Here is a 20,548-nt window from a genome sequence, read left to right as displayed (position 1 = left end):
GCCTTGGCCCTTATGGTGGCTGTGAAAAGCCCTGCGCCGCAAGGCGCCGGGCTTTTTCATGTCTGCCTGTCTTTGCGGAAGAGCGTCTTTGGTCGCGCCCAAAAAAACGGCGCCTGGGGGAACCGGGCGCCGTTCAGGGGGGGTCAGAGGGTGTCCCCTCCCTGTTAGACCGCTCTGCCTGACTGCCTGCTGAACGGGCCTTCGCACCCTTCAGATCAAGAAGCTCCTTCCCCCCCAGAAACAGCAGCGCCAGCAGGAAAGGCAGCCAGTAGTAGAGGATGCGATAGAGGATCAGGGCCGATACCAGCGCCGGCCGGTCAACTTCGGGCAGGGTGACGAGGATGACGGCTTCGAAGACGCCAAGCCCGCCGGGCGCATGGGTGATGAGCGCCACCACCATGGCCACCACATAGGCAATGATGAAATCCGGATAATGGTGCCAGGCCGATTCCGGCAGCAGCACGAGAAGCGCTGCGCTGGCGATGGCGATGTCGGTCGCAGCGAGTGCAAATTGCATGAGCGCCTGCCTGAGCGTCGGCACGGGCAGTCTCCAGCCGAGGATGACGAGCGGGCCGGTCTGCCGCGCGCATGCGACGAGATAGAGCGCCATGGCGACAAGGATGGCGCCGCCGATGGCCGCCTGTGTCGGGTAGGAGAGGACCCTGTCCTCGATGCGCAAGGCCCCGGGAAAGCTGACGAGAAAAATGCCCAGCAGCACCAATATGCCAAGCCAGAAGGTCACCCCGGCTATCACCACGATGCGGGCGATGTCGGGCGCGTTGACGTTGGTGCCGCGATAGGCGCGCCAGCGGGCTGCAGCCCCCGTGATGGGCGCGAAGCCCAGATTGTGGCTGAAGGTATAGGCTGTGAAGCTGCCCAGCGCCGCACGCCAATAGGCTTGCGGCTTGCCGATTGCGCCAAGCGCCAGCACGTCATAGCCGGTCAGCACGACATAGGAGAGGGCGCACAGGCCGAGCGAAAGCAGGATCTGGCCTGTCGTGATGGCGGACAGGGCGCCCCGGATTTCATCCGGGTGAATGTCTTCGAGGATGCGCGCAAGGGCAATGCCGGCCACCAGCAGCACCAGGGCCATCATGCCGGCGCTGAGCCAGGCGCGGTGCGCGCCAGTCCAGGCGATGATGCGCCGGACCAGGGGGTGCGGCGTCATGCCGGGGCGGCCTTGTCCCCCCCGTCATGCCCCGCTCCCGCACGGTAGCTTCCATCGAGGATCGCCCGCCACCAGGTCTCGTTTTCGATGTACCAGGCAAGCGTTGCGGCGAATCCGCCGGCAAAGTCATTCTGCGGCCGGTATCCAAGCTCCGCCATCGCCTTCGAACAGTCGATGGCGTAGCGCCTGTCATGGCCGGGCCGGTCGGCTACGAAGGTCTTCAGGCTGGCGGTGGGCCTGCCCGATGCCGCCGGGGCATCGGGGAAGCGGGCCGCCAGCGCCGGGTCAGCCGCGAAGGCGCGGTCCATTTCCGCGCACAGCGTGTCGATCACGGCAAGGTTGGGAAGCTCGGCGCCGCCGCCGATATTGTAGGTTTCCCCGATCCGCCCCTTGTCCAGAACGGCGGCGATCCCGCGGCAATGGTCTTCTACATGCAGCCAGTCCCGCACCTGCTGGCCGTCGCCATAGATGGGCAGCGGGCGGCCGTGCAGCGCGTTGATGAGGAAGAGGGGGATCAGCTTTTCGGGAAACTGGAGCGGCCCGTAATTGTTCGAGCAGTTCGAAGTCGTCGTCTGCAGGCCATAGGTATGGTGATAGGCGCGGACGAGATGATCGGACGCAGCCTTGGACGCGGAATAGGGCGAATTGGGCGCATAGGGCGTGGTTTCGGAAAAGGCCGGATCATCGGGCGCCAGCGTGCCATAGACCTCGTCGGTCGAGACATGGTGGAAGCGGTGCGGTCTGCCCGTGTCCACGAAGGCGCGGCGCGCCACCTTCAGCAGCGCATGGGTGCCGATGATGTTCGTCTCGATGAAGGCGTCGGGGCCGGAGATCGAGCGATCGACATGGCTTTCGGCTGCGAAGTGGACGATGGTGTCGATGTCGCGTCCTTCGACAAGGCTCGTGACAAGCGCTTCGTCGCGGATGTCGCCCACCACCAGTTCGGCATCCAGCCCGCGCAAATTGGCGGGGTTGCCGGCATAGGTCAGCAGGTCGAGCACGGTTATACGGTCGCCGGGGCGGGTTTTCAGCCAGTGGGCGACGAAATTGGCACCGATGAAGCCGGCGCCTCCGGTCACGAGGAGCGATGCCATCAGTTGCCGCCTTTCCCTTCCTTCTGCGCCAGGTCCGCCAGCATGATGCGCAGTTCCACGCGCCAGTGGGCCGACGGCCCGGTGATGCCCCAGCACGACGTCTTGTCGAGAATGCTCATGGCAGGGCGCCGGGCAGGGGTTGGATAGTCTGCCGTGCGGATCGGCACAATGGGCACCTTGCGGCCCAGCAGGCCGATTGCCAGCGCTTCCTCCTGGATGGCGACGGCGAAATCATACCAGCTGGCAACGCCCGCGTCCGTCCAGTGGTGAATGCCTCTGGCCCGGGCTGCATCAAGTGCCCAGATGGCGCGGGCGAGGCTGGCGGCATGGGTGGGCGTGCCGATCTGGTCCGCCACCACGCGCACTTCATCGCGCTCGCGCATCAGGCGCAGCATGGTTTTCACGAAATTGGCGCCATGGGCCGCATAGACCCAGGCTGTCCGTAGGATGAGGGCGCCGGAATGGGCGCGCAGGACAGCCTCTTCGCCCATCTGCTTCGAGCGCCCATAGGCGCCAAGCGGCGCGGTGGGTGCATCTGGGGCATAGGGCAGGGGGGATGTGCCGTCGAAGACGAAATCCGTGGAGACATGGATGAAGCGGGCGCCCGCTGCCGCCGCAGCTGCTGCGAGGTCGTGTGCAGCTGTTGCGTTCACGGCGATGGCTTCGGCTTCCTCGCCTTCCGCCTTGTCGACGGCGGTATAGGCGGCAGCGTTCACCACCAGATCCGGCGTCTCGCGGGCGATGACGGCGGCGATCGCCGCCCGGTCCCTGATGTCGAGCGCGTTGCGGTCCGGCGCATACAGCCGATCGCCTTGCGGCGCCGTCATCACCAGAGCCTGCCCGAGCTGGCCGCCGCTGCCTGTGATCAGCGCCTTCACGCGAACGTCTCCGCCTCCGCGAGCATCGGGGCTGTGGCGTCCTTCGCCGCAAGCTGGGGCTTGCCGATATCGCCGAGCGGCCAGTCGATTCCGATCCGGGGGTCCGCCCAGTTCAGCGAACGGTCGCTCGCGGCATCCCACAACGTGGTGCATTTGTAGCAGAAATCGGCAACGTCGGACAAAACGAGAAAGCCGTGGGCAAAGCCGGGGGGCACCCACAGCATCGCCATATTCTCGTCTGACAGTTCCGCCCCCACCCACTGGCCGAAGCTGGGGGACGAGCGGCGGATGTCGACCGCCACGTCGAACACGCGGCCGCGCGCCACGCGCACCAGTTTCCCCTGCGGGTTGGCCATCTGGTAATGCAGGCCCCGCAGCACGCCCTTCACCGAGCGGCTGTGATTGTCCTGCTTCCAGTCCGTCGGCAACCCGGCTTCCGCGAAGGCGCGTTCATTGTAGGTTTCCAGGAAGAAGCCGCGATCGTCGCCGAACACGCGCGGCGTGACCAGCTTGACCTCGGGTATGGCCAGCGCCTCGACCTTCATGCCGGGAAGCTCCTGCGGCCCTGTTCCAGCTGTGTCAGCAGATAGTCGCCATAGCCGGACTTGCGCAGCGGTTCGGCCACCCTGCGCAGTCCCTCGTCATCGATGAAGCCCAGCCGCCAGGCGATTTCCTCGGGGCAGCTGATCTTCAGGCCCTGCCGTTCCTCGATGATCCGCACGTAGAGCGCTGCATCCAGCAGGCTGGAATGGGTGCCGGTGTCGAGCCAGGCATAGCCGCGCCCCATCAGCTCCACATTGAGGTCGCCTGCTTCGAGGTAGAGGCGGTTGAGATCGGTGATTTCCAGTTCGCCGCGTGCGGACGGCTGGATGCGGCTGGCATAATCGACAGCCCGGCCATCGTAGAAATAAAGGCCGGTGACGGCGAAATTGCTTTTCGGCTTCAGCGGCTTTTCCTCGATCGTCTCGGCGCGGCCCTCGGCATCGAAGCTGACGACGCCATAGGCCGCGGGGTCCTTCACCCAATAGCCGAAAACGGTCGCGCCGCTGTCACGCGCGTCGGCGCGGCGCAGCAGTTCGGGCAGGCCATGGCCGTAGAAGATATTGTCCCCGAGGATCAGGGCCGAGGGGCCGTCGCCTACGAAGTCCGCGCCGATCTGATAGGCCTGCGCCAGCCCCTTGGGTTCCGGCTGCACGGCATAGCTGATCTGAAGGCCCCACTGGGCGCCATCGCCCAGCAGGCTCTGGAAGGCTGCCTGATCCTGCGGTGTGGTGATGATGAGGATCTCGCGGATACCGGCCAGCATCAGCACTGACAGCGGATAATAGATCATCGGCTTGTCATAGACCGGCATCAGCTGCTTCGACACCGGGCGGGTGAGTGGATAGAGGCGGGTGCCGGACCCGCCGGCGAGAATGATCCCTTTGCGCATGGCGTCCTCTTTCGGATCAGCGGCGGCCGGTGACAATACGGCGGATGGTTCCAAGACAGGATTTTGCATTTGCCATCATCCCCGCCGTGCGTGCGGCTTCGGCTACCTTCAGGCCCGAGACATCCGGGCGCGGGTTGCCTGTCAGTGCCATGGCCGCGAGCCGGGAAGCGACAAGCCGCTTGCGGCGCGCCTGCGAGGGCTGCATCTTCACGATCTCGCCCATGTCGAGCGGACTGGTGGCGATGGCGCCGGCGGCCTCGGCCGCTTTCACAAGGGCATCCCCGGCCGCCGTGCGGCTGATGACCAGCGAACGGCCCTCGGCCTCGTCGAATGCCGGATAGCCGCTGTCTCCGCCATACCAGGCGTCGGCGGCCGCGACATCGGCGGCACCGCCCACGGCATCCGGGCAGATCTTGCAGCGGAACTGCACTTCCTTCGACAGAATGTCGCCCCAGCTGTCGGCATAGCTCATCCGCGCGCTGTGGCCGTCGGCCCGGGTTGCCGTGGCATAGCCCGGCCAGCCATCGCCACGGTAGCGGAAATGGGCGACATCCTCTTCCTTCATGCCAAGCTTGCGCACGATTCGGCCGGTGCCATCCTGGCTGGGCGTTCCGGCGCAGAAGAAGGAGAGAAGATAGGGGATGCGCTCGGCCAGCGCCGGCTGGGCGGCGATCAGCTGCCGCATGGCGCCGGTATCGCAGGGCTTGCCGATGAAGAGGATTCGCCCCGGCCGGTCGAGTTCGGCGCGGATTTCGGCAAGCGGCGCGGCCGGCGCATAGCGGGAGCCTGCCGACCGCACGATATCCTCGCGCCCGGCGGAGCGGACGATGCGGGTGAACAGCGGCTGCAGCGGGTCCATCGCGACATGGAGCACACGGTCCACCGCGCCGGTTTCGAGAAGATGGAGCGCCAGCGCCGAGAGCACGCCGCCGGACGAGGCCTTGTGGCGGATCTCGGGGTCGGTTGCATGGCCGGTCATCACCCGGACGTACGGCCCCCAGACCGGGTCGATCGCGCGCTGGCTGCCATCGTCCCACGGGGAAATGCGTGCGCCCGGGCAAGCCCTTGCCATCAGCCTTTCGGTCCCGGGCTCGGGGGCGCCATATGCCACCGGGCGCCACCAGCCCTTGCTGTCACGTTCCAGCCCGATTGCCGGGTCGATCCCGGCGCACAGGCCGCAGCCGGCGCAGGTCTGGCCGCGCATGACCCGCTCAAGCGTTGGAGGCAGCTTGGGGGGCAGCTGGGCTGTCATCGGGCGAGGCTCCGGAAACAGTCGGCAAGGTAGGCGACATAGACTTCCAGCCCGTCCTTCACCGCCTTCTGGCCGCGCCCGATATCGGTGCGCAGGGTTTCGCGCCGGTCGAAGGCGTCGAGCGCCTTTTCGATTGCGGCTTCGGTCGTCAGGCCGCGCGCCGGGATCAGCCAGGGATAGTCGAGCGCCTGATACAGACCCTCGAACTTGCGGCTGTAGCTGACGGGGATGACCGGCACGCCCGAAGACCATGCCGCGATGGACGCGTGCATTCTGGCAGCCACAAGGAAATCCAGGCCGGAAATATGGGATTTTGCCTCGACGGGCGAGCCGAAGGCCGGCACCCGCACAAGCGCCGGATAGCGCTCCTTCAGCAGGTCGGCGGCGCGGCCGTCATCGTCGCGCGGGATGGTGGGCGTGTTCACATGGGTGATCAGTTCGATTGTCACGCCCTCGCGTGCCAGCAACGCCTCGATCAGCCCGTCGGTGAAGACGCGGTAATCGATGGTGAGGCCATAATCGTTCGCGCCGCCATAGCCGCCGGAATAGAGCAGACCCGAGACATTGATGCCGACCCGCGTGCCCGGCCCCTTGGGCGCCGGCGTGAAGGGCAGGGCAAAGGCGACATCGATGGCCTGGAAGCGCAGCGCTGTCGGCGCAAGCCGCGCGATGGCCGACAGGCTGAGCGGATCGCGGGCGAAGACGGCCTTCGCCTTCTTCATGACATGGGCGGCAAGGCGGATGTGCGGCTGGCGCGTGAAGGGGCCGATCGTCTGCGGCGAGAAGACGAGCGGAACGCCGCGCAGCAGGCACAGTTCCTTGGTGGCGATGATGTAGGCGAAGCGCTTGTCGGGATAGATGTCGGCGAAGCTGTCACCCGCACCGATGTCGAGCATCAGGTCGAGCCCCTTCAGCGCCTTCCAGTAGCCCGAGGGGGAGACCATGAAGCGGCCGTTGATCACATGCCGCGCGACGAGGCCGTCCTTCACATAGCTCGGCCCCCTGTCGCCCGGGCGGAAGATCGTCATTTCCACCTCGACGCCAGCGCGCGCCGCCGCCCGGCGGACAAGCTCCATGTTCCCCAGGGTGAGCGCGCCTACGCCCAGGTTGCCGCTGCTGTCGCCATGCCACAGCAGGCCTATGGAAAGTGGTCTCGTCATCTCTGTCTTGCCTGTTCCTGCCGCATCAGCCGGGCGCCCGGTTTCAGCCGGTTGCCGGGCAGGGCATGTCGGATGATGCCCGGCTCCGGTCCATGAGGCTGCCCTTGTGCCGGGCCGTGGCTGTGTCAGCCGGCGGGAAGGGCGGGCTCGGCCGCAGCGGCCGGGGCGTCGGCGCCCGGCAGAGTCACAGGGGCCGGGCCGGCAGGGCTGGGAAGAGCGGCAGTGCCGATCTTCTTGTCTTCGCCTTCCTTGGTGGCGGGCGGTTCCCAGCCGGCCTGATAGACGATCTTGTCCTTCGCCGCGGTCTGCTGCTTTTCCATCTCCGCCTTCAGCGCATTCTGGATCCGCTGGTTGCGCAGATAGTTCACCGCGAATTCGCGCGCCTTGTCGCCCGTGAAGGGCTGGACGCGCACGTCCTTCACCTGGTTCACCAGCACCACCGGGGCAGGGGCGCCCTGCGGGCGGCTGGAGAACATGAACAGCTCTTCCGGGTTGCGATCGAGCACCTTGGTGACTTCGCGCACGAAGTCCGGGTTTGCGCCCAGCGCATCCAGCGAGGCGGGCTGCCGGCGGAACTGCATGTTGTTGCGCGTGAGGATCGCTTCGACCTCGGCCATGGTCTTGGTGTTCTCGAAGCCCAGTTCGCCGATGTTCTCCGGCCTGAGGAACTGGATCTGGTCGAGGATGAAGAACTTCCGCTCGCTGAACATGGCGGGGTTCTCGTTCATGAACTTGATCGCCTCGTCACGGGTGGGCGTGGCGATCTTGGCGGCGATGTCGCGCGCCAGGGCCTGCACGCGCAGCTGTTCGGAAGCGCGTCGCGCCTGCATCTGGAAGTCGGGCGTCTTGTGAAGCTCCCGCTCCTCGGCGGCCCTGGACAGCATCCGGCGCGTGACGATGTTGTTGAGCGCGGCCTTTTCCGCATCGCGCCGCGCCACATTGGGCGGGATGGGCGAGCCGGCCAGCTCCGCATTCACCTCCAGCATGGTGATTTCCTCGCCGTCGAGGCGGGCCACCACCTGGCCGGTTGGCGCTTCGCCACCCTTCCCGCCCTTGTCGCCACAGGACGCCAGGGCGACCCCGGCGACAGCGAGAAGAAGAAGAGCGCGCGCAGGGCGTCGGGAAATGGCCCGTTCGGTTGTCATCGTCGACATGATGTCTCGTTCCTCCGCTTGAGGGTGTTGGGCTGTTCTGGTCACGGTCGGGCCGGGCGTCACTTGCGCTTCATCCCGAGAAGGGCGCGCAGCATGGCGCCCGCCTTGTCCGGCTGGCGCCGCAGAAGGCGGCGCAGGATGAGGGCGATGCCAAGGGGATACTGGATCGGCAGAAGCAGCGGGAAGTTGCGCCGGTAGAATTTGATGCGGCTGCGCATCAGATAATATTCCGACGTGGACGAACGCTGCCCCTTCTTGCCGGAAGAGCCGATCGAGCCGCCTTCCTTGTGGTAGATGACGGCGCCATGGGCGAAGGCGATCACGAAGCGACCCCGGTTGCGCACGGACCAGTCCATTTCCTCGAAATAGAGGAAATAGCTTTCTTCCATATAGCCCACGGTCTCGACGAAGGCGCGGGAAACGGCCAGCGAGGCGCCGAGCACGAAATCGGTTTCCCGCGCGACCTTGCGCGGATCGAAGGGGCGGGTGACCGGCTGGTCGCGGCCGATGCCCTCGCTCATGCCGGTCAGCAGTTTGAAGCGCGAGCCGTTGAGCTGCTGCCATGTGCCCGGGCGGTGATAGTAGCGGACCTGCGTGCCGCACATGCCGACCTTGTGGGTCGCGTCCATGCGGGCGACGATCGCGCGGGTTGCGTCCGGCTCGACGACTGTGTCGTTGTTGAGGCACCAGCAATAGGCGATCGCAGGGTCGTTCAGGGCATGGCGCATGGCCAGGTTGTTGCCGCCGGCGAAGCCGAGATTCTCGGACGAGCGTATGATGGTGAGAAGCGTGTTGCCGGGCTTGCCGTCCACCGCTTCCACGTCGCTGATCTCCTCGAAGGGGATCGGCTTCTCGAGCGGTGGTCGGGTGAGGCGACCGAGCGGGCCTGACGGCGACTGCCAGGCTTCGCGTCCTTCGGCCCATGCGCGGATCCGCTCCAGCGAGTCATCCTCGGATGCATTGTCGATGACCACGATGCGCACGGGCAGTTCCGAGCGCATCAGGGATTCGAGGCATTCGATCGTGTCGGCCCAGCGGTTCCAGTTGATGATGATGACAGCCAGCCGGGGCCGCGACGCGCCTGCGAGCGCATTCGCCCTGGTCGATGCTGCAGAGGCGGCGGATGCCCTCTGCGGTGCAGCGCTCGCCCTGACGGCGCCTTGCTGGTCCGGGGCAAACGCTTCCGGGGGCACGGCGCGCGGGTTGGCGTCCGTCATCCCGGTCGGGGTGTCTTTCACGCTGTCGCTAGCCATGGTGCGGGACTTTCCATTGTCGTTGCTCATGCTCGTCACCCTGCGCGGTTCCACTGCATGGCGGTTTCAAGATGCCCCTCTCGAGCGATTCGACGCATCTTCATAAAACGATACCAACGTGTTTGAAACAGAACCGAAAGGCCCCTGATGCGCGCCCCGACAGTCGGAACGCGGGTTGAAAGGATCATCATCGGCATGTGGGCGAAGGCGGACAGCATCACAGCCCAGGCCTTTGCCTCCCACAGGAACGCCGGCCGGCCCGAAGCGATGTGGGCGCTGTAGGCCTGGGCGATCAGCCGGCCCCAGCGTGCCTCGACATCGGTCATCGATGAACGCGCCGGGTGGAACACGACCATTCGCCGCAGGTAGCGCGCCGGGGCGCCCATGGACTTGGCTTTCAGGCCCCAGCTCTTGTCCTCGGCCGTGTTGATCGGGCCGAAGGGGCCGACCTTCTCGAACAGATCCCGGTGCACCATCAGGTTGCCGCTGCCAGAAAAGCCCATCCTTTTGATGTACATCTTCTGGCGGAAGGAAAAGACGGCCTCGAAGGCTTCGATGCCCGTGGGGTGGGCCGGGTCGGCGAAGTCGATCCTGACGTCGCCGCCATAGGGAAAATCGGGGTTCCGCTCGACCGCACGCACGCCGTGGCGCAGCCAGTCCGGCCCGACGCGGATATCGGCATCGACAAAGGCGAGGACGGCGCCGCGCGCATGCGCAACCCCGAGGTTTCGCGCCGGGCCCGGCCCCGGCGTGCGCTCCACCAGGAACTTCACCCCCGGCCAGGCCGCCGCCACGATGTCGAGCGGGACGCGCGAGCCATTGTCCACCACGATGATCTCGAACCAGCCATGGCTGAGCCTTTGCGCCGCCACGGCCTGCAGGCATTTCACCAGCAGTTCCGGCGTGTTGAGATGCGGGATGATGACGGAGGCGCGCGGCGGCACATCCGGGGCCTGTGCCGCCCCGGCGTTCCGGCCCTTCGCGGGCGTCGCCGTCATTCCTGCCCCCATGATCTTTGCGCCCCCTCCCGCGTCACATCGGTCTTCAGCGTCCTGCCCGTGCAAGAGCGGCGGACAGGCTCAGAAGCTGGGAAACGCCCTGCGTGCGGAACCGGTAGCGCGCCTCGCGGCCACCTGTTCCATCCTCGCGGTCGAAGAGGTCGATCTCGCCCGTCAGCCGGTCGAGCGACGAACGCGCGGTCTTTTCATCGGCGCTGCCGCTTTCTGCCGAAACGTCGTGGGCGGTAAACCAGCCATCGGGCGTGCCCGATGCGCGGGCCGCCGCGATCAGGATCGGCCAGACGCTGCGCACTTCGGGCCGCTGCAGATGCGCCTGCACCCGGCGGGGAAGCCCGGAATTCCATTCCGCGAGCACCGCTTCCGTGCCGGCGATGACATCGCCCTCGCTCACCGCCTGGCGCCCGTCGTCAAGCGCGCGGCCGGCGGCGCGGTTGCCCAGCAGCCGGACGAGATAGGGCGAGCCGCCCGACATGCGGATGATGAGGGCGCGCGCCGACGGGGCGAACAGCATGCCGGTCGCATCCTCGGCCCGTTCGAGGATTTCGGCCAGTTCCGCCTCGGCCATCGGGCCGACATGCAGCCCCACGATGTTGCGCCGGATCGATGGGGTGAAGCCGATGAGCTCGTCGAGGTTGGACGCTACGCCGGTAAGGATCAGCTGCACCCGTGCGGCCCTGTCGGAGAGGTTCTTGATCAGCTCCGCGATGTCGCGCCGGAAGGCCTGGTCGGCGACGCGGTCATATTCATCGAGGATGAGGATGACCCGCGTTCCGACGATGCCGGAGAAGATTTCCGCCAGTTCGCGCGGACCGACCGGGCCAGGCCCGATGAGGTCGGAGAAGCTGCGGTTATGCTCCCTCTCGTCGGCAGTCGGGGATACGGCGGCATGGTAGAGCAGGGGGATCTGCTCCGCGAAGGCGCGGAACATCTCGTCGAATTTCGCTTCGACACCGCAGCTTCCGTAGAGCACGAGATAGCGTGCTTCCTCGGCGGTTTCGGTGAAGACATGGATCAGGCTGGTCTTGCCGATGCCGCGCTCGCCATAGAGCACCACATGGGCGCGCTGCTGCTCGATCGCGGCGATCAGTGCGGAAAGCACATCGTGCCGGCCGGCAAAGCGGCTGCGGCTGGTGACGGGCTGCGAAGCGGACAGCGCATCGGCAAGCGCCAGACGCGCCCGCTGGGGCGTCTGGCCGGGCAGGCCTGCGGCGGCGTCGCCCACCTCGTCGGTTGCGGCAACGGCAAAGCGGGGCAAGCCGCCGCCCGAGGCGCGCTCGCCATGGGCGGCACGGGCGCGGGCCTGGCCGAAAAGGCGGCGGCCGCCCTTGTCTTCCTGGCGGGCGCCCTGTCCGCTGATATCCTGGCCGGGGCCGCCGCGATCGCGTCCGAAGATCATGCCGTCATCTCCGCCTGCTGGTCGATGCATGCGACAGCGCCTGGCTGGTGCCGCGGTGTCGTGATGCTGTTCGGTTTCAAGGCGAGATCTCCCGTTCGTTCCGTGCGCGCCATGCTTCGCCGGGGTTCATTCCCGGCACGACTCCGGCATGCGGTCAAACCGCCCCGCCGGAACTGCCCCTCTACCTGCCATTAACATGTTCGCAGCCAAAGCCCATATGTTGGCCGCGCAACAATGTTTCGCCTTTTGTCAGGCTCAACGCCTTTTGATTCGCGATCCGTGAAAGGCTATGGAAAAGGGCGTGGAAGACGGCGCTGCGTCTGGGTTTTTCTTGCCTGGTATTTCGTTACCGGGCCGTGACTTGCCGGCGCGGACAGGTTAACAATTCCATCCGGGCAGTCTGCCGCGCTTGCGGCGTGCCTGCTTTCGGGGAGAGGCGCCGGTGCATCCGGCCTGACTGGGGTCGTAGCGTGAATGACAAGCAAGGGGAATTCGGCATGGCGGTTTCGCGGGCGATGAATGTGGACATGGCCTGCGGGAAAATCCGCGCCTTTGCCGGGCTGCCGCTGATGATGGGTATTGCCGGCCTGCTGGGCGCCGGTGCTGCGCATGCGCAGACCCTGCCGCAATCGACCGCGCCCACCGGGGTCGAGATCGATCCGAACCGCGTGTTCGGCGATGATGCGCCCAGCGCGCGCGGTCTCGATGTGCTGGCCGGCTTTGGTCTTGGCGTTTCGGCCTCGCTCGTCACGGAATGGAGCGACAACGTCGTCCGCCGTTCGGATGAGCTGCAGCTCCAGGGCGGCTATGAATCGCGCTCGGACTGGGTGTTCCGCCCCAATCTCAGCATTAGTGCCGGCCGACCCATCGGGCGGCAGCAACTGTTTGCGAACCTGAGCGTCGGCCGCGACTTCTATGCCCGCAACACCATTCTCAACCGCAGCCGGGCCGATGTGAATGGCGGTGTCGCCTGGAATCTCGGCGTGCGCTGCAGCGGCCGGGTGCAGGGCGGTTATGCCACCCGCGGCACGCAGTTCGACCTGTTCGAGGATGTCGTCCCATCCACACAAAATACGGTGAATTTCTTCGCCAACGCCAGCTGCAGCACACCTGGCGGCCTGACCCCGAGCATCAGCTATGACTGGTACAAGACCAGCAACAAGACTGACAGCGGCTTCCTGGACAGGGATTTCGCCGATGTCCGTTCGCAGGGAATTTCGGCTGGCCTCGGCTATCGTCTCTCCACCCGGGGCGAAGTGGGCATCCAGGGTCAGTGGCGCACCCTGACCTATCCGAACCAGTTGCTCATCACGGGTGAAACCAACGGAACCAAATACTGGGGCGGCAGCGCCTATGCCAATTACCGCATTGGTCCGTCCCTGTCGTTCAACGGCAGCCTTGGTTTCACCAAGGTCGATCCGAAATCGGAATTCTCGGACGATTTTTCCGGAACGACCTGGAATGTCGGCCTCAATTACAGCGGGCCAAGGCTGGGTGCGAGCATTTCGGGTGGCCGCAGCGTCAGCGGGTCCAGCGGCGGTTTTGCCAATTACCAGATCGCCACGAGCTATGGCGCCAATGTCAGTTACAAGGCCGGCACACGGATGGGCGTGTCGGCCGGCTTCAACAAATCACAGACCGAAAGCCGCGGCGCTCAGGACATTCCGCAGTCACAGTTTCTCACAGAATATGATCTCGATCGCTGGTATGCTGGCATCGACTGGCGCTTCAACCGGCTGCTGTCGGCGAGCCTCGATCTGAACCATCAGAAAAGGACGTCCGTGCCCGCGGATTTCAACTATGATGCGACGACCGTGTCGCTTGGCCTCCGGGCGAGCTTCTAGGCGGCTTTCGCCGGCCTTGCCGGCAGTGCGTAACATTTCGCCGGCCTTGCCGGCGGGGGATGGAGAGCAGGACATGACAAGGACAAGAACCGGAACGGCAGGCTTGGCAAGCTGGATGCTTGCCCTGTTCGGCATGATCGCGTTGGCCGTTTCGGCGGTCTCCGGGGCGCCCGCTGCGGCACAGGGGGCGCAGGGTTCTGTCGCTTATGTGCTTGGGCCCAATGACGGCATCAACGTCATCGTTTACGGCCAGAGCGAATTCAACGTCCAGACCCGCGTGAAGCCCGATGGTTCCATCGTGATGCCGCTGATCGGGAAGGTTCAGGCTGAAGGGCGCACCGTGATCACCCTCGCCGACGAGGTGACCCGGCGCCTGGTGTCGGGCAACTTCCTCAAGGATCCGATCGTCAACGTCGAGGTTACCGATTACGCCAGCCGCTATGTTCGCGTGGCCGGCAAGATTTCCCAGCCCGGCCTCATTCCGCTCGAGCGTTCGAACCGCATCCTCGACGTGCTGCTGCGCGCCGGCTGGGTGCGCGAAGGCGCCTCGCAGTTCGTGACGCTCAGGCGTGCGGCCGATGGCAAGGAAGTTCGCATCGACACCGATGCGCTTGGCCGCGGCCAGTCCGACGACATCGCGCTTCAGGCGGGCGACACGCTCTTCGTGGCCGATGCCGAGCTTGTCTATCTTACCGGCCAGGTCAACCGTCCCGGCCCGATCCAGCTCCGCCCCGGCATGACCGTGAGCGAGGCGCTGGCCATGGCTGGCGGTGTCGGCGCGAGCGGCTCCTCCAATCGTGTCGGGCTGCGCCGCGAGGGCGAGAAGGAGCGCGATGTCGACCAGCAGACCGAACTCAAGGCTGGCGACATCATCAATGTCCGCGAGCGGCTCTTCTAGGAGGCAGGACCCATGAGCTTCATTCAGTTTCTCCGGATCCTCGCCGCACGCTGGCGGCTGATCCTCGGCACCATGCTGGCCTGTTTCCTGGTTGCCACGGTTGTCGCCAACCTTCTGCCCAAGCGGTATCCGGCAAGCGCGCGCGTGCTGCTCGACATCGTGAAGCCTGACCCGGTGACGGGCGAGATGATCGCCGGGCGCGATGCCCGTGCCTATGTCCGCACCCAGGTCGAGCTGATCCGCGACATGCGGGTTGCCGGCAACGTGGTCGACCGGCTGGGTCTCGCCAATGATCCGGCGACAATCGCCGCTTATGAAGCCAGCGGACGTTCCGCTGCGGACGGCGGTATTCGCCGCTGGCTCGGCCAGCAGATCATCAACAACACGAGCGCAGGCCTCGTTTCGGCATCGAACATCCTGGAAATCCAGTACCAGGCGTCCGATCCGGAGCGGGCGAAGCAGATCGTCGCCGCCATCCGCGAAGCCTATGTCGACACGGCGCTTCAATTCCGCACCGATTCCGCCGGCCGCACCGGCGAATGGTTTGGCGAGCAGGCCGAGAAGGCCCGCCTGCGTCTCGACGAAGCCGAAACGACGCTTTCGGAATTCATGACGAAGAACAACCTCGTCATCGTGGGTGGCGTCGATAGCGAAACGGCAAGGCTGGCCTCGCTCCAGGCGGCGCTCCAGCAGATCCGTGGCCAGCAGACCACGACCGACGTTGCCGTTGCCGGACGCCTTGCCAACGATCCGGTCGTAGATCAGCTTCAGGTGCAGCTGTCCACCGTGGAAGACGAGCTGGCGCTTGCCGGTTCGCGTCTTGGAACGGCGCACCCGACCTACAAGGCCATCGAGGCGCGGCGGAACACGCTGCGCAACGAAGTGGCGCAGGCCCGTGCCAAGTCGCAGTCCGGCGTGTCGGCGCTCTCTGGTGCCGTGCGTCGTTCGGCCGCCGAAATCGAGCAGGAACTCGCCGCCCAGGAGCAGAAGGTGCTGGCCCGCAAGCCGGTCCTCGATGAGCTGGTTCGCCTGAACCGGGAAGTCGAACTGCGGCGCGCCCAGTATGAGCAGGCCAATGCGCGCACTGCCTCGCTGCGTCTGGAGGCCGATGTGTCCGAGGCCGGGCTTGTCATCCTCGGTGACCCGACGTCCTCGACGACTCCGTCCTTCCCGAAGGTGGGGATCATCATGGGCCTGTCCGCCGTGTTCGGCCTTGGCCTTGGCGTGCTCGCGGCGGTCATCTTCGAATTCATCGCCCGCCGGGTGCGTGGCGAGGAAGACCTGGCGCATGCCACCGGTGTCCCGGTGATGGTGACGGTGGGGGCCTCCTCGGCCTCGCCGCTCCGCATCCGGCTCCAGAAACTCCTTGGCCGCCGCGGTCCCGCGGATGGCGAAGGCGAAATGCAGGCGATCTGACCATGAGCGACATCGAAACCATCCCGGCGGATCCCGCCACCTCCGACGCCCTGCTCCAGACGGGCGCCCTGACCGATGATCAGGCGCGGCTCGTGGCCGAGCACCAGGCGCGGACCGGCCAGTCCTTCGATCAGGCCGCCGTGGCGCTCGCGCTCGCCACCGAAGAGGATGTGGCGCTTGCCCGCCAGGCTGTGCAGGGCAGCCTCGCGCTGCAGCTCAGCCCGTCCTCCTCGATCTCGGAAGAGATCGTCGTGATCTCGGACCCGGCCAGCCCGCGGTCCGAATCGCTCAGGCTGCTTCGCACGCAGATCATCGCGCAGCATGTGGGCGCCGGCCGCCGCGCCTTTGCAGTGACCGGGGCGACCGATGGCGCCGGGGCGAGCTTCATCGCCGCCAATCTGGCGGCGGCCCTGTCCCAGGTGGGCATCAAGACCCTTCTGGTCGATGCCAATCTGCGCAATCCCCGCATTGATGCCATCTTCGGCATCGATCCCAACGGGCCGGGCCTTTCGACCTATCTGTCGATGGAAGCGAACCGGCCCGAGCGTGTCGTCTATGCCAATGTGCTGCCCAATCTTTCGGTCGTGCCGGCAGGCCCGCCGGTCGGGCGGCCGCAGGAACTGCTTTCGGGCGCGCGTTTCCGCACTGGAGTCGATATCCTTCTGCGCCAGTATGACGTGGCGATCTTCGACACGCCGGCCACCAACGAGAATGCCGATGCGCTGACGGTTGCGGGTGTCCTGGGCTATGCGCTTGTCGTCGCCCGCCGCAACCATGCCTATCTGAAGGATGTGCAGGTGCTGACTCAGCAGCTCACCTCTTCAAGGGCCACGGTCATCGGCTCTGTCCTCAATGATTATGACTGAACAAGCCTGACTGCGCAAAGCAGGGGGAGACGCGCTTCACATGACTGCCGCCACCAAGTCCACCAGCGCCGCATTCATGGCGCTGGTCCGGCGCAGCCCTTTGCTGGTGCTGGGTCTGATCGTCACGGGTGTGCCGACCATTCTTGCCATGGCAGGCGAGAGCTGGACGCGCGAATCCGGCGTGCACGGGCCGCTCGTGCTGGCGACGGCCGTGTGGCTCATCTGGCGGCATTGGGACGAGATCCTGGAACAGGCGGAAAATGGCAGCCTGGCCATCGCCTTTCCCGTGCTGCTGCTCTCCGCCGGTTTCTATGTCTTCGGCCGGGCCTATAATTTCCTGCTGATCGAAGTCGGGGCGCTGCTTCTCGGCCTGCTGGCGATCGCCTATGCCTTTGTCGGCCACAAGGTTCTGATGAAGCTGTGGTTTCCCATTGTTTACATGGGCTTCCTGATACCGCTGCCGGGCTGGTTCCTCGATACTCTCACCCAGCCACTCAAGATCATGGTGTCCGATGTCGTCACCTGGATGCTTGCGGCGGTCGGTTACCCGATCACCCAGGTGGGGGTGACACTCTACATCGCCCAGTATCAGCTGCTGGTCGAGGATGCCTGCGCGGGCCTCAATTCCATCATCAGCCTCACGGCAGTCGGCCTGTTCTACATCTATCTCCTGCACAATGCGTCCTGGCGCTACTCGCTCCTGCTTCTGGCCTTTCTGCTGCCGGTTGCGATTGCCGCCAATGTCGTGCGCGTCATCATCCTCGTGCTGCTGACCTATTATGCCGGCAATGAAGTGGCACAGGGCTATCTTCATGACTTCGCAGGGCTTGTGACCTTCGTGTCGGCGCTGCTCCTGATCTTCCTCCTCGACAAGATCCTGACCCCCATTCGCCGCAGGCTGGCGCCAAGCGGTGCGGAGACTGCCCATGCTTCGTAGGCGTGACCTATTGCTTGGCCTGCCGCTTGTGGTGGCGGCGGGCGGGGCCCTTGCCCTGACCCCGCGCGACCGCATGAACCTGCTCGGCGATCGCGACCTCGAAAAGCTCGTGCCGCTGTCCTTTGAAGGCTGGGAGGTGACGCCTTCCAATGCCATGATCCTTCCGGAGGCGGCGGAAGGAAGCCTGGCGGACCAGCTCTACAGCCAGACGGTCAGCCGGCTCTATGTTGCGCCGGACAAGATCCCGGTGATGCTGGTGATCGCCTATGGCAACACCCAGTCCGACCTGTTGCAGCTGCACCGGCCCGAGGCCTGCTATGTCGCCGTCGGTTTCCAGATCAGCGGGTCCGAGCGTGTGGAGATTCCCCTGCGCGGCGATGCCAGGCTGCCGGCGCGGCAGCTGATCGCCACCAGCAATGACCGCACCGAGCCGATCCTCTACTGGACCCGTATCGGGGATTATCTGCCGACGAGCGGAAATGAGCAGCGCGTGATGAAGCTGCGATCCGAAATGCGGGGGGTGATCGCCGATGGCGTTCTTGTCCGCATGTCGACCGTGGGCGACCCGACACCCGAAGCCTTCGCCTCCTTGCGCGCCTTTGCCGGCGCCATGCTCGCGGCGATGGAGGATGATGCCCTTTCAACCCTTATCGGCCGGCCGCTGGCTTCGGAAATGGCTGGGTGAACCTGATGTCCTGCCCGGAACTGCGCAAGATTGCGGAGGGGAATGGCTGTGCGCCGCAAAAAGCGCCGCAAAGGCCGCCGCAAAGGCCGTCGATGGCCATTGCGGCCATCCGGGCGGAAAGCGCCGTTCCGTCAGTCGTCTTTGCTGAAGGGGCGCAGAAAATACTGGATGAAGGCCAGGATTGCGGCAATTCCGGCAACCGAGATGAGATGGTAGAGGATTTCGCCCGTTTCGATCGCGTGGTTGCCGACCTGGTTGATGACGGCGCAGGCTACGGAAGCCGCGAAATAGGGCCACATCTGGTCCCGTTCCGGGCCGACGGATCGCTGCAGGAAAAGAACGATCAGCCCCGCGAAGATTGCCACCGTCACCCAGTCGTACACGGTTTCCATACGCTTTTCCCTCAGCTCCCCACAGAATGGGCCGGCATTGCCCCCTTATCGGGAGCTAGCCGTCACAGAGCCTTGCGGCAACTGCAATATGTGGTGAATGAGATGGCCGAGAATGATGTAACATCTGTTTACGCATTGCGAGCCATGCTCCGGGGGGCTGTCGCAGCGTGAACATCAAGGGCAGCAGTGCGCGGCAACAGGGCGTCGTGCGTCCGGGCAGAATGCCGGGTAGCACCGGCATTCCGATCGATCTCGCCATCTTTGCCGTGCGTGTGGTCGAGTTCCTCACCATCATTCTGGGCGGAATCGTCGCGCTCACCCTGTGGGCCGACAGCATCCCGGTCGATCTCGTGCCCAACTACGGCCGCGCTGTCCTCGGCGGGGCGCTCATCTTCGCGCTCGTGGTGGAAATCATGGGCGGTTATGATGTCGACTGTCACTTCTCCCTTCGGCGTGCCTGGCAACGGGTCACGGGGGCATGGCTTGTCACCGGGCTGTTCCTCATCACCATGGGCTTCCTGCTGCAGCTCACGCAGGATTTCGACCGCGGCTGGTCCGTCACCTGGTTCGTCACATCCGCGGTCATGCTGGGCGGCACGCGCGCGGCCTCCACGCTCTGGATCCGCCGGCTGAAGAGCCAGGGCGTGTTCAACAGCCGGGTCGCGATCTACGGGGCCTCCGCGCAAGGCCAGCGGCTGGCGAAATATATCAGGGGCAATAGCAAGCTCACCATCAGCCTTGTCGGTTTCTTCGATGACCGGCGCGATGGCCGCGTGCCTGTCACGGTGGATGACCTGCCGGTCTTCGGCACGACGGACGACCTCATCGCCATGATTCGCGAAGGGCTGATCGACCAGGTGATCGTGGCGCTTCCATGGTCCGCCGAGGCGCGGATCCAGCAGGTGGTGCAGAAGCTCGCCCTGACGCCGGTGCGGATCCGCCTTGCGCCCGACCTTGCCAGCTTTGCCTATTCCCACCGGCCGCTGGTGCTTCTGGGCGACCTGCCTGTCATCACGCTGTTCGAGCGGCCGATTTCCGGCATGGACGCCATCGTGAAGCGCGCCGAGGATCTCATCCTGACAATCGGCATCCTGGCCTTCATCTGGCCCATCATGCTTCTCGTCGCCATTGCCGTGAAGCTCGACAGCCCCGGCCCGGTCTTCTTCCGTCAGCCACGGGAAGGCTTCAACAACAAGCCCTTCCACGTCTTCAAGTTCCGCTCCATGGCGCATGACAAGTGCGAGACCGATTCCGTGCAGCAGGCGACAAAGGGGGACATGCGGGTCACCCGTGTCGGTCGCATCATCCGCGCCACATCACTCGATGAGCTGCCGCAGTTCTTCAACGTACTGCAGGGCCACATGTCCCTCGTGGGGCCGAGGCCGCATGCGCCCTCGACACGGGCGGCAGGGCGGCTCTTCCACGAGGTGGTGCAGACCTATGCGGGGCGGCACAAGGTGAAGCCCGGCATCACCGGCTGGGCACAGGTATGCGGCTGGCGCGGCGAGACGGATACCGAGGAAAAGCTGATCAAGCGCCTCGAGCATGACCTCTACTATATCGAGAACTGGTCGGTGAGCTTCGACCTCTACATCCTCTTCCGGACAATTTTCGCGGTGATCTTTCCCAAGAACGCCTTCTGAAGCCGGCTCTGCCACAGGCGGCCCTGGTCAGAATGGGCCAGGGTCATTCGGGCCATTTATC

19 protein-coding genes are annotated in these 20,548 nt (G+C 65.4%); 7 read left to right on the top strand and 12 right to left on the bottom strand.

Annotated features, from left to right (window positions below; translation table 11 throughout):
- Positions 1-133: 133 nt before the first annotated feature.
- From ACUJ46_RS08140 to ACUJ46_RS08090, 11 genes are all read right to left on the bottom strand, one after another.
- Complete coding sequence (locus ACUJ46_RS08140) at positions 134-1,168, bottom strand: hypothetical protein (RefSeq protein ID WP_445389968.1); 1,035 nt, start codon at positions 1,166-1,168, stop codon at positions 134-136.
- Complete coding sequence (gene rfbB, locus ACUJ46_RS08135; RefSeq protein ID WP_445389967.1) at positions 1,165-2,262, bottom strand: dTDP-glucose 4,6-dehydratase; 1,098 nt, start codon at positions 2,260-2,262, stop codon at positions 1,165-1,167. The genes ACUJ46_RS08140 and rfbB overlap by 4 nt, the downstream gene beginning before the upstream one ends.
- Positions 2,262-3,140, bottom strand: a complete 879-nt coding sequence (gene rfbD / locus ACUJ46_RS08130; RefSeq protein WP_445389966.1) for a dTDP-4-dehydrorhamnose reductase — start codon at positions 3,138-3,140, stop codon at positions 2,262-2,264. Before rfbD ends, rfbB begins: the two co-directional genes overlap by 1 nt.
- Positions 3,137-3,685, bottom strand: coding sequence for a dTDP-4-dehydrorhamnose 3,5-epimerase (rfbC, locus tag ACUJ46_RS08125; protein ID WP_445389965.1), 549 nt, complete (start codon positions 3,683-3,685; stop codon positions 3,137-3,139). Before rfbC ends, rfbD begins: the two co-directional genes overlap by 4 nt.
- Positions 3,682-4,572, bottom strand: coding sequence for a glucose-1-phosphate thymidylyltransferase RfbA (rfbA, locus tag ACUJ46_RS08120; RefSeq protein WP_445389964.1), 891 nt, complete (start codon positions 4,570-4,572; stop codon positions 3,682-3,684). Before rfbA ends, rfbC begins: the two co-directional genes overlap by 4 nt.
- 16 nt (positions 4,573-4,588) lie before the next feature.
- Positions 4,589-5,824 carry a Coenzyme F420 hydrogenase/dehydrogenase, beta subunit C-terminal domain gene (locus ACUJ46_RS08115; protein WP_445389963.1) on the bottom strand — a complete coding sequence of 412 codons (1,236 nt, stop codon included), beginning with the start codon at positions 5,822-5,824 and terminating at the stop codon, positions 4,589-4,591.
- Entirely contained in the window at positions 5,821-6,984 is a 1,164-nt protein-coding gene (locus tag ACUJ46_RS08110; protein ID WP_445389962.1) for a polysaccharide pyruvyl transferase family protein, read from the bottom strand. Before ACUJ46_RS08110 ends, ACUJ46_RS08115 begins: the two co-directional genes overlap by 4 nt.
- Positions 6,985-7,109: 125 nt before the next feature.
- Entirely contained in the window at positions 7,110-8,138 is a 1,029-nt protein-coding gene (locus tag ACUJ46_RS08105) for a hypothetical protein (RefSeq protein ID WP_445389961.1), read from the bottom strand.
- Positions 8,139-8,197: 59 nt separating this feature from the next.
- Positions 8,198-9,421 carry a glycosyltransferase family 2 protein gene (locus ACUJ46_RS08100; RefSeq protein ID WP_445389960.1) on the bottom strand — a complete coding sequence of 408 codons (1,224 nt, stop codon included), beginning with the start codon at positions 9,419-9,421 and terminating at the stop codon, positions 8,198-8,200.
- A 5-nt stretch (positions 9,422-9,426) separates the two neighbouring features.
- A complete protein-coding gene (locus tag ACUJ46_RS08095; protein ID WP_445389959.1) occupies positions 9,427-10,389 on the bottom strand; it encodes a glycosyltransferase in 963 nt (320 codons plus the stop codon).
- Positions 10,390-10,435: 46 nt separating this feature from the next.
- The gene (locus ACUJ46_RS08090; protein ID WP_445389958.1) at positions 10,436-11,806 is read right to left on the bottom strand and encodes an AAA family ATPase; all 1,371 of its coding nucleotides are present in this window, start codon (positions 11,804-11,806) and stop codon (positions 10,436-10,438) included.
- A gap of 470 nt (positions 11,807-12,276) precedes the next feature.
- Between ACUJ46_RS08090 and ACUJ46_RS08085 the strand changes: the two genes are divergently transcribed.
- From ACUJ46_RS08085 to epsI, 6 genes are all read left to right on the top strand, one after another.
- A complete protein-coding gene (locus ACUJ46_RS08085) occupies positions 12,277-13,650 on the top strand; it encodes a hypothetical protein (protein ID WP_445389957.1) in 1,374 nt (457 codons plus the stop codon).
- A 73-nt stretch (positions 13,651-13,723) separates the two neighbouring features.
- Positions 13,724-14,548, top strand: coding sequence for a polysaccharide biosynthesis/export family protein (locus ACUJ46_RS08080; protein WP_445389956.1), 825 nt, complete (start codon positions 13,724-13,726; stop codon positions 14,546-14,548).
- Between the two features lie 12 nt (positions 14,549-14,560).
- Complete coding sequence (locus tag ACUJ46_RS08075) at positions 14,561-15,964, top strand: Wzz/FepE/Etk N-terminal domain-containing protein (protein WP_445389955.1); 1,404 nt, start codon at positions 14,561-14,563, stop codon at positions 15,962-15,964.
- Between the two features lie 2 nt (positions 15,965-15,966).
- Entirely contained in the window at positions 15,967-16,830 is an 864-nt protein-coding gene (locus ACUJ46_RS08070; protein WP_445389954.1) for a CpsD/CapB family tyrosine-protein kinase, read from the top strand.
- 40 nt (positions 16,831-16,870) lie between these two features.
- Positions 16,871-17,767, top strand: a complete 897-nt coding sequence (xrtV, locus tag ACUJ46_RS08065; RefSeq protein WP_445389953.1) for an exosortase V — start codon at positions 16,871-16,873, stop codon at positions 17,765-17,767.
- Positions 17,757-18,452, top strand: coding sequence for an exosortase-associated protein EpsI, V-type (epsI, locus tag ACUJ46_RS08060; protein ID WP_445389952.1), 696 nt, complete (start codon positions 17,757-17,759; stop codon positions 18,450-18,452). Before xrtV ends, epsI begins: the two co-directional genes overlap by 11 nt.
- 131 nt (positions 18,453-18,583) lie before the next feature.
- On the opposite strand, the gene ACUJ46_RS08055 is transcribed toward epsI, so the two are convergent.
- Positions 18,584-18,844, bottom strand: a complete 261-nt coding sequence (locus ACUJ46_RS08055; RefSeq protein ID WP_445389951.1) for an XrtV sorting system accessory protein — start codon at positions 18,842-18,844, stop codon at positions 18,584-18,586.
- Positions 18,845-19,065: 221 nt separating this feature from the next.
- Here ACUJ46_RS08055 and ACUJ46_RS08050 point away from each other — a divergent pair, with 221 nt between their 5' ends.
- Positions 19,066-20,487, top strand: a complete 1,422-nt coding sequence (locus ACUJ46_RS08050; RefSeq protein ID WP_445389950.1) for an undecaprenyl-phosphate glucose phosphotransferase — start codon at positions 19,066-19,068, stop codon at positions 20,485-20,487.
- Positions 20,488-20,548: the final 61 nt, after the last annotated feature.

Source organism: Sandaracinobacteroides sp. A072 (genome assembly GCF_052616365.1).
Note: the sequence above shows the minus strand (reverse complement) of the source record. Positions and strands in the feature narration are given on the sequence as shown.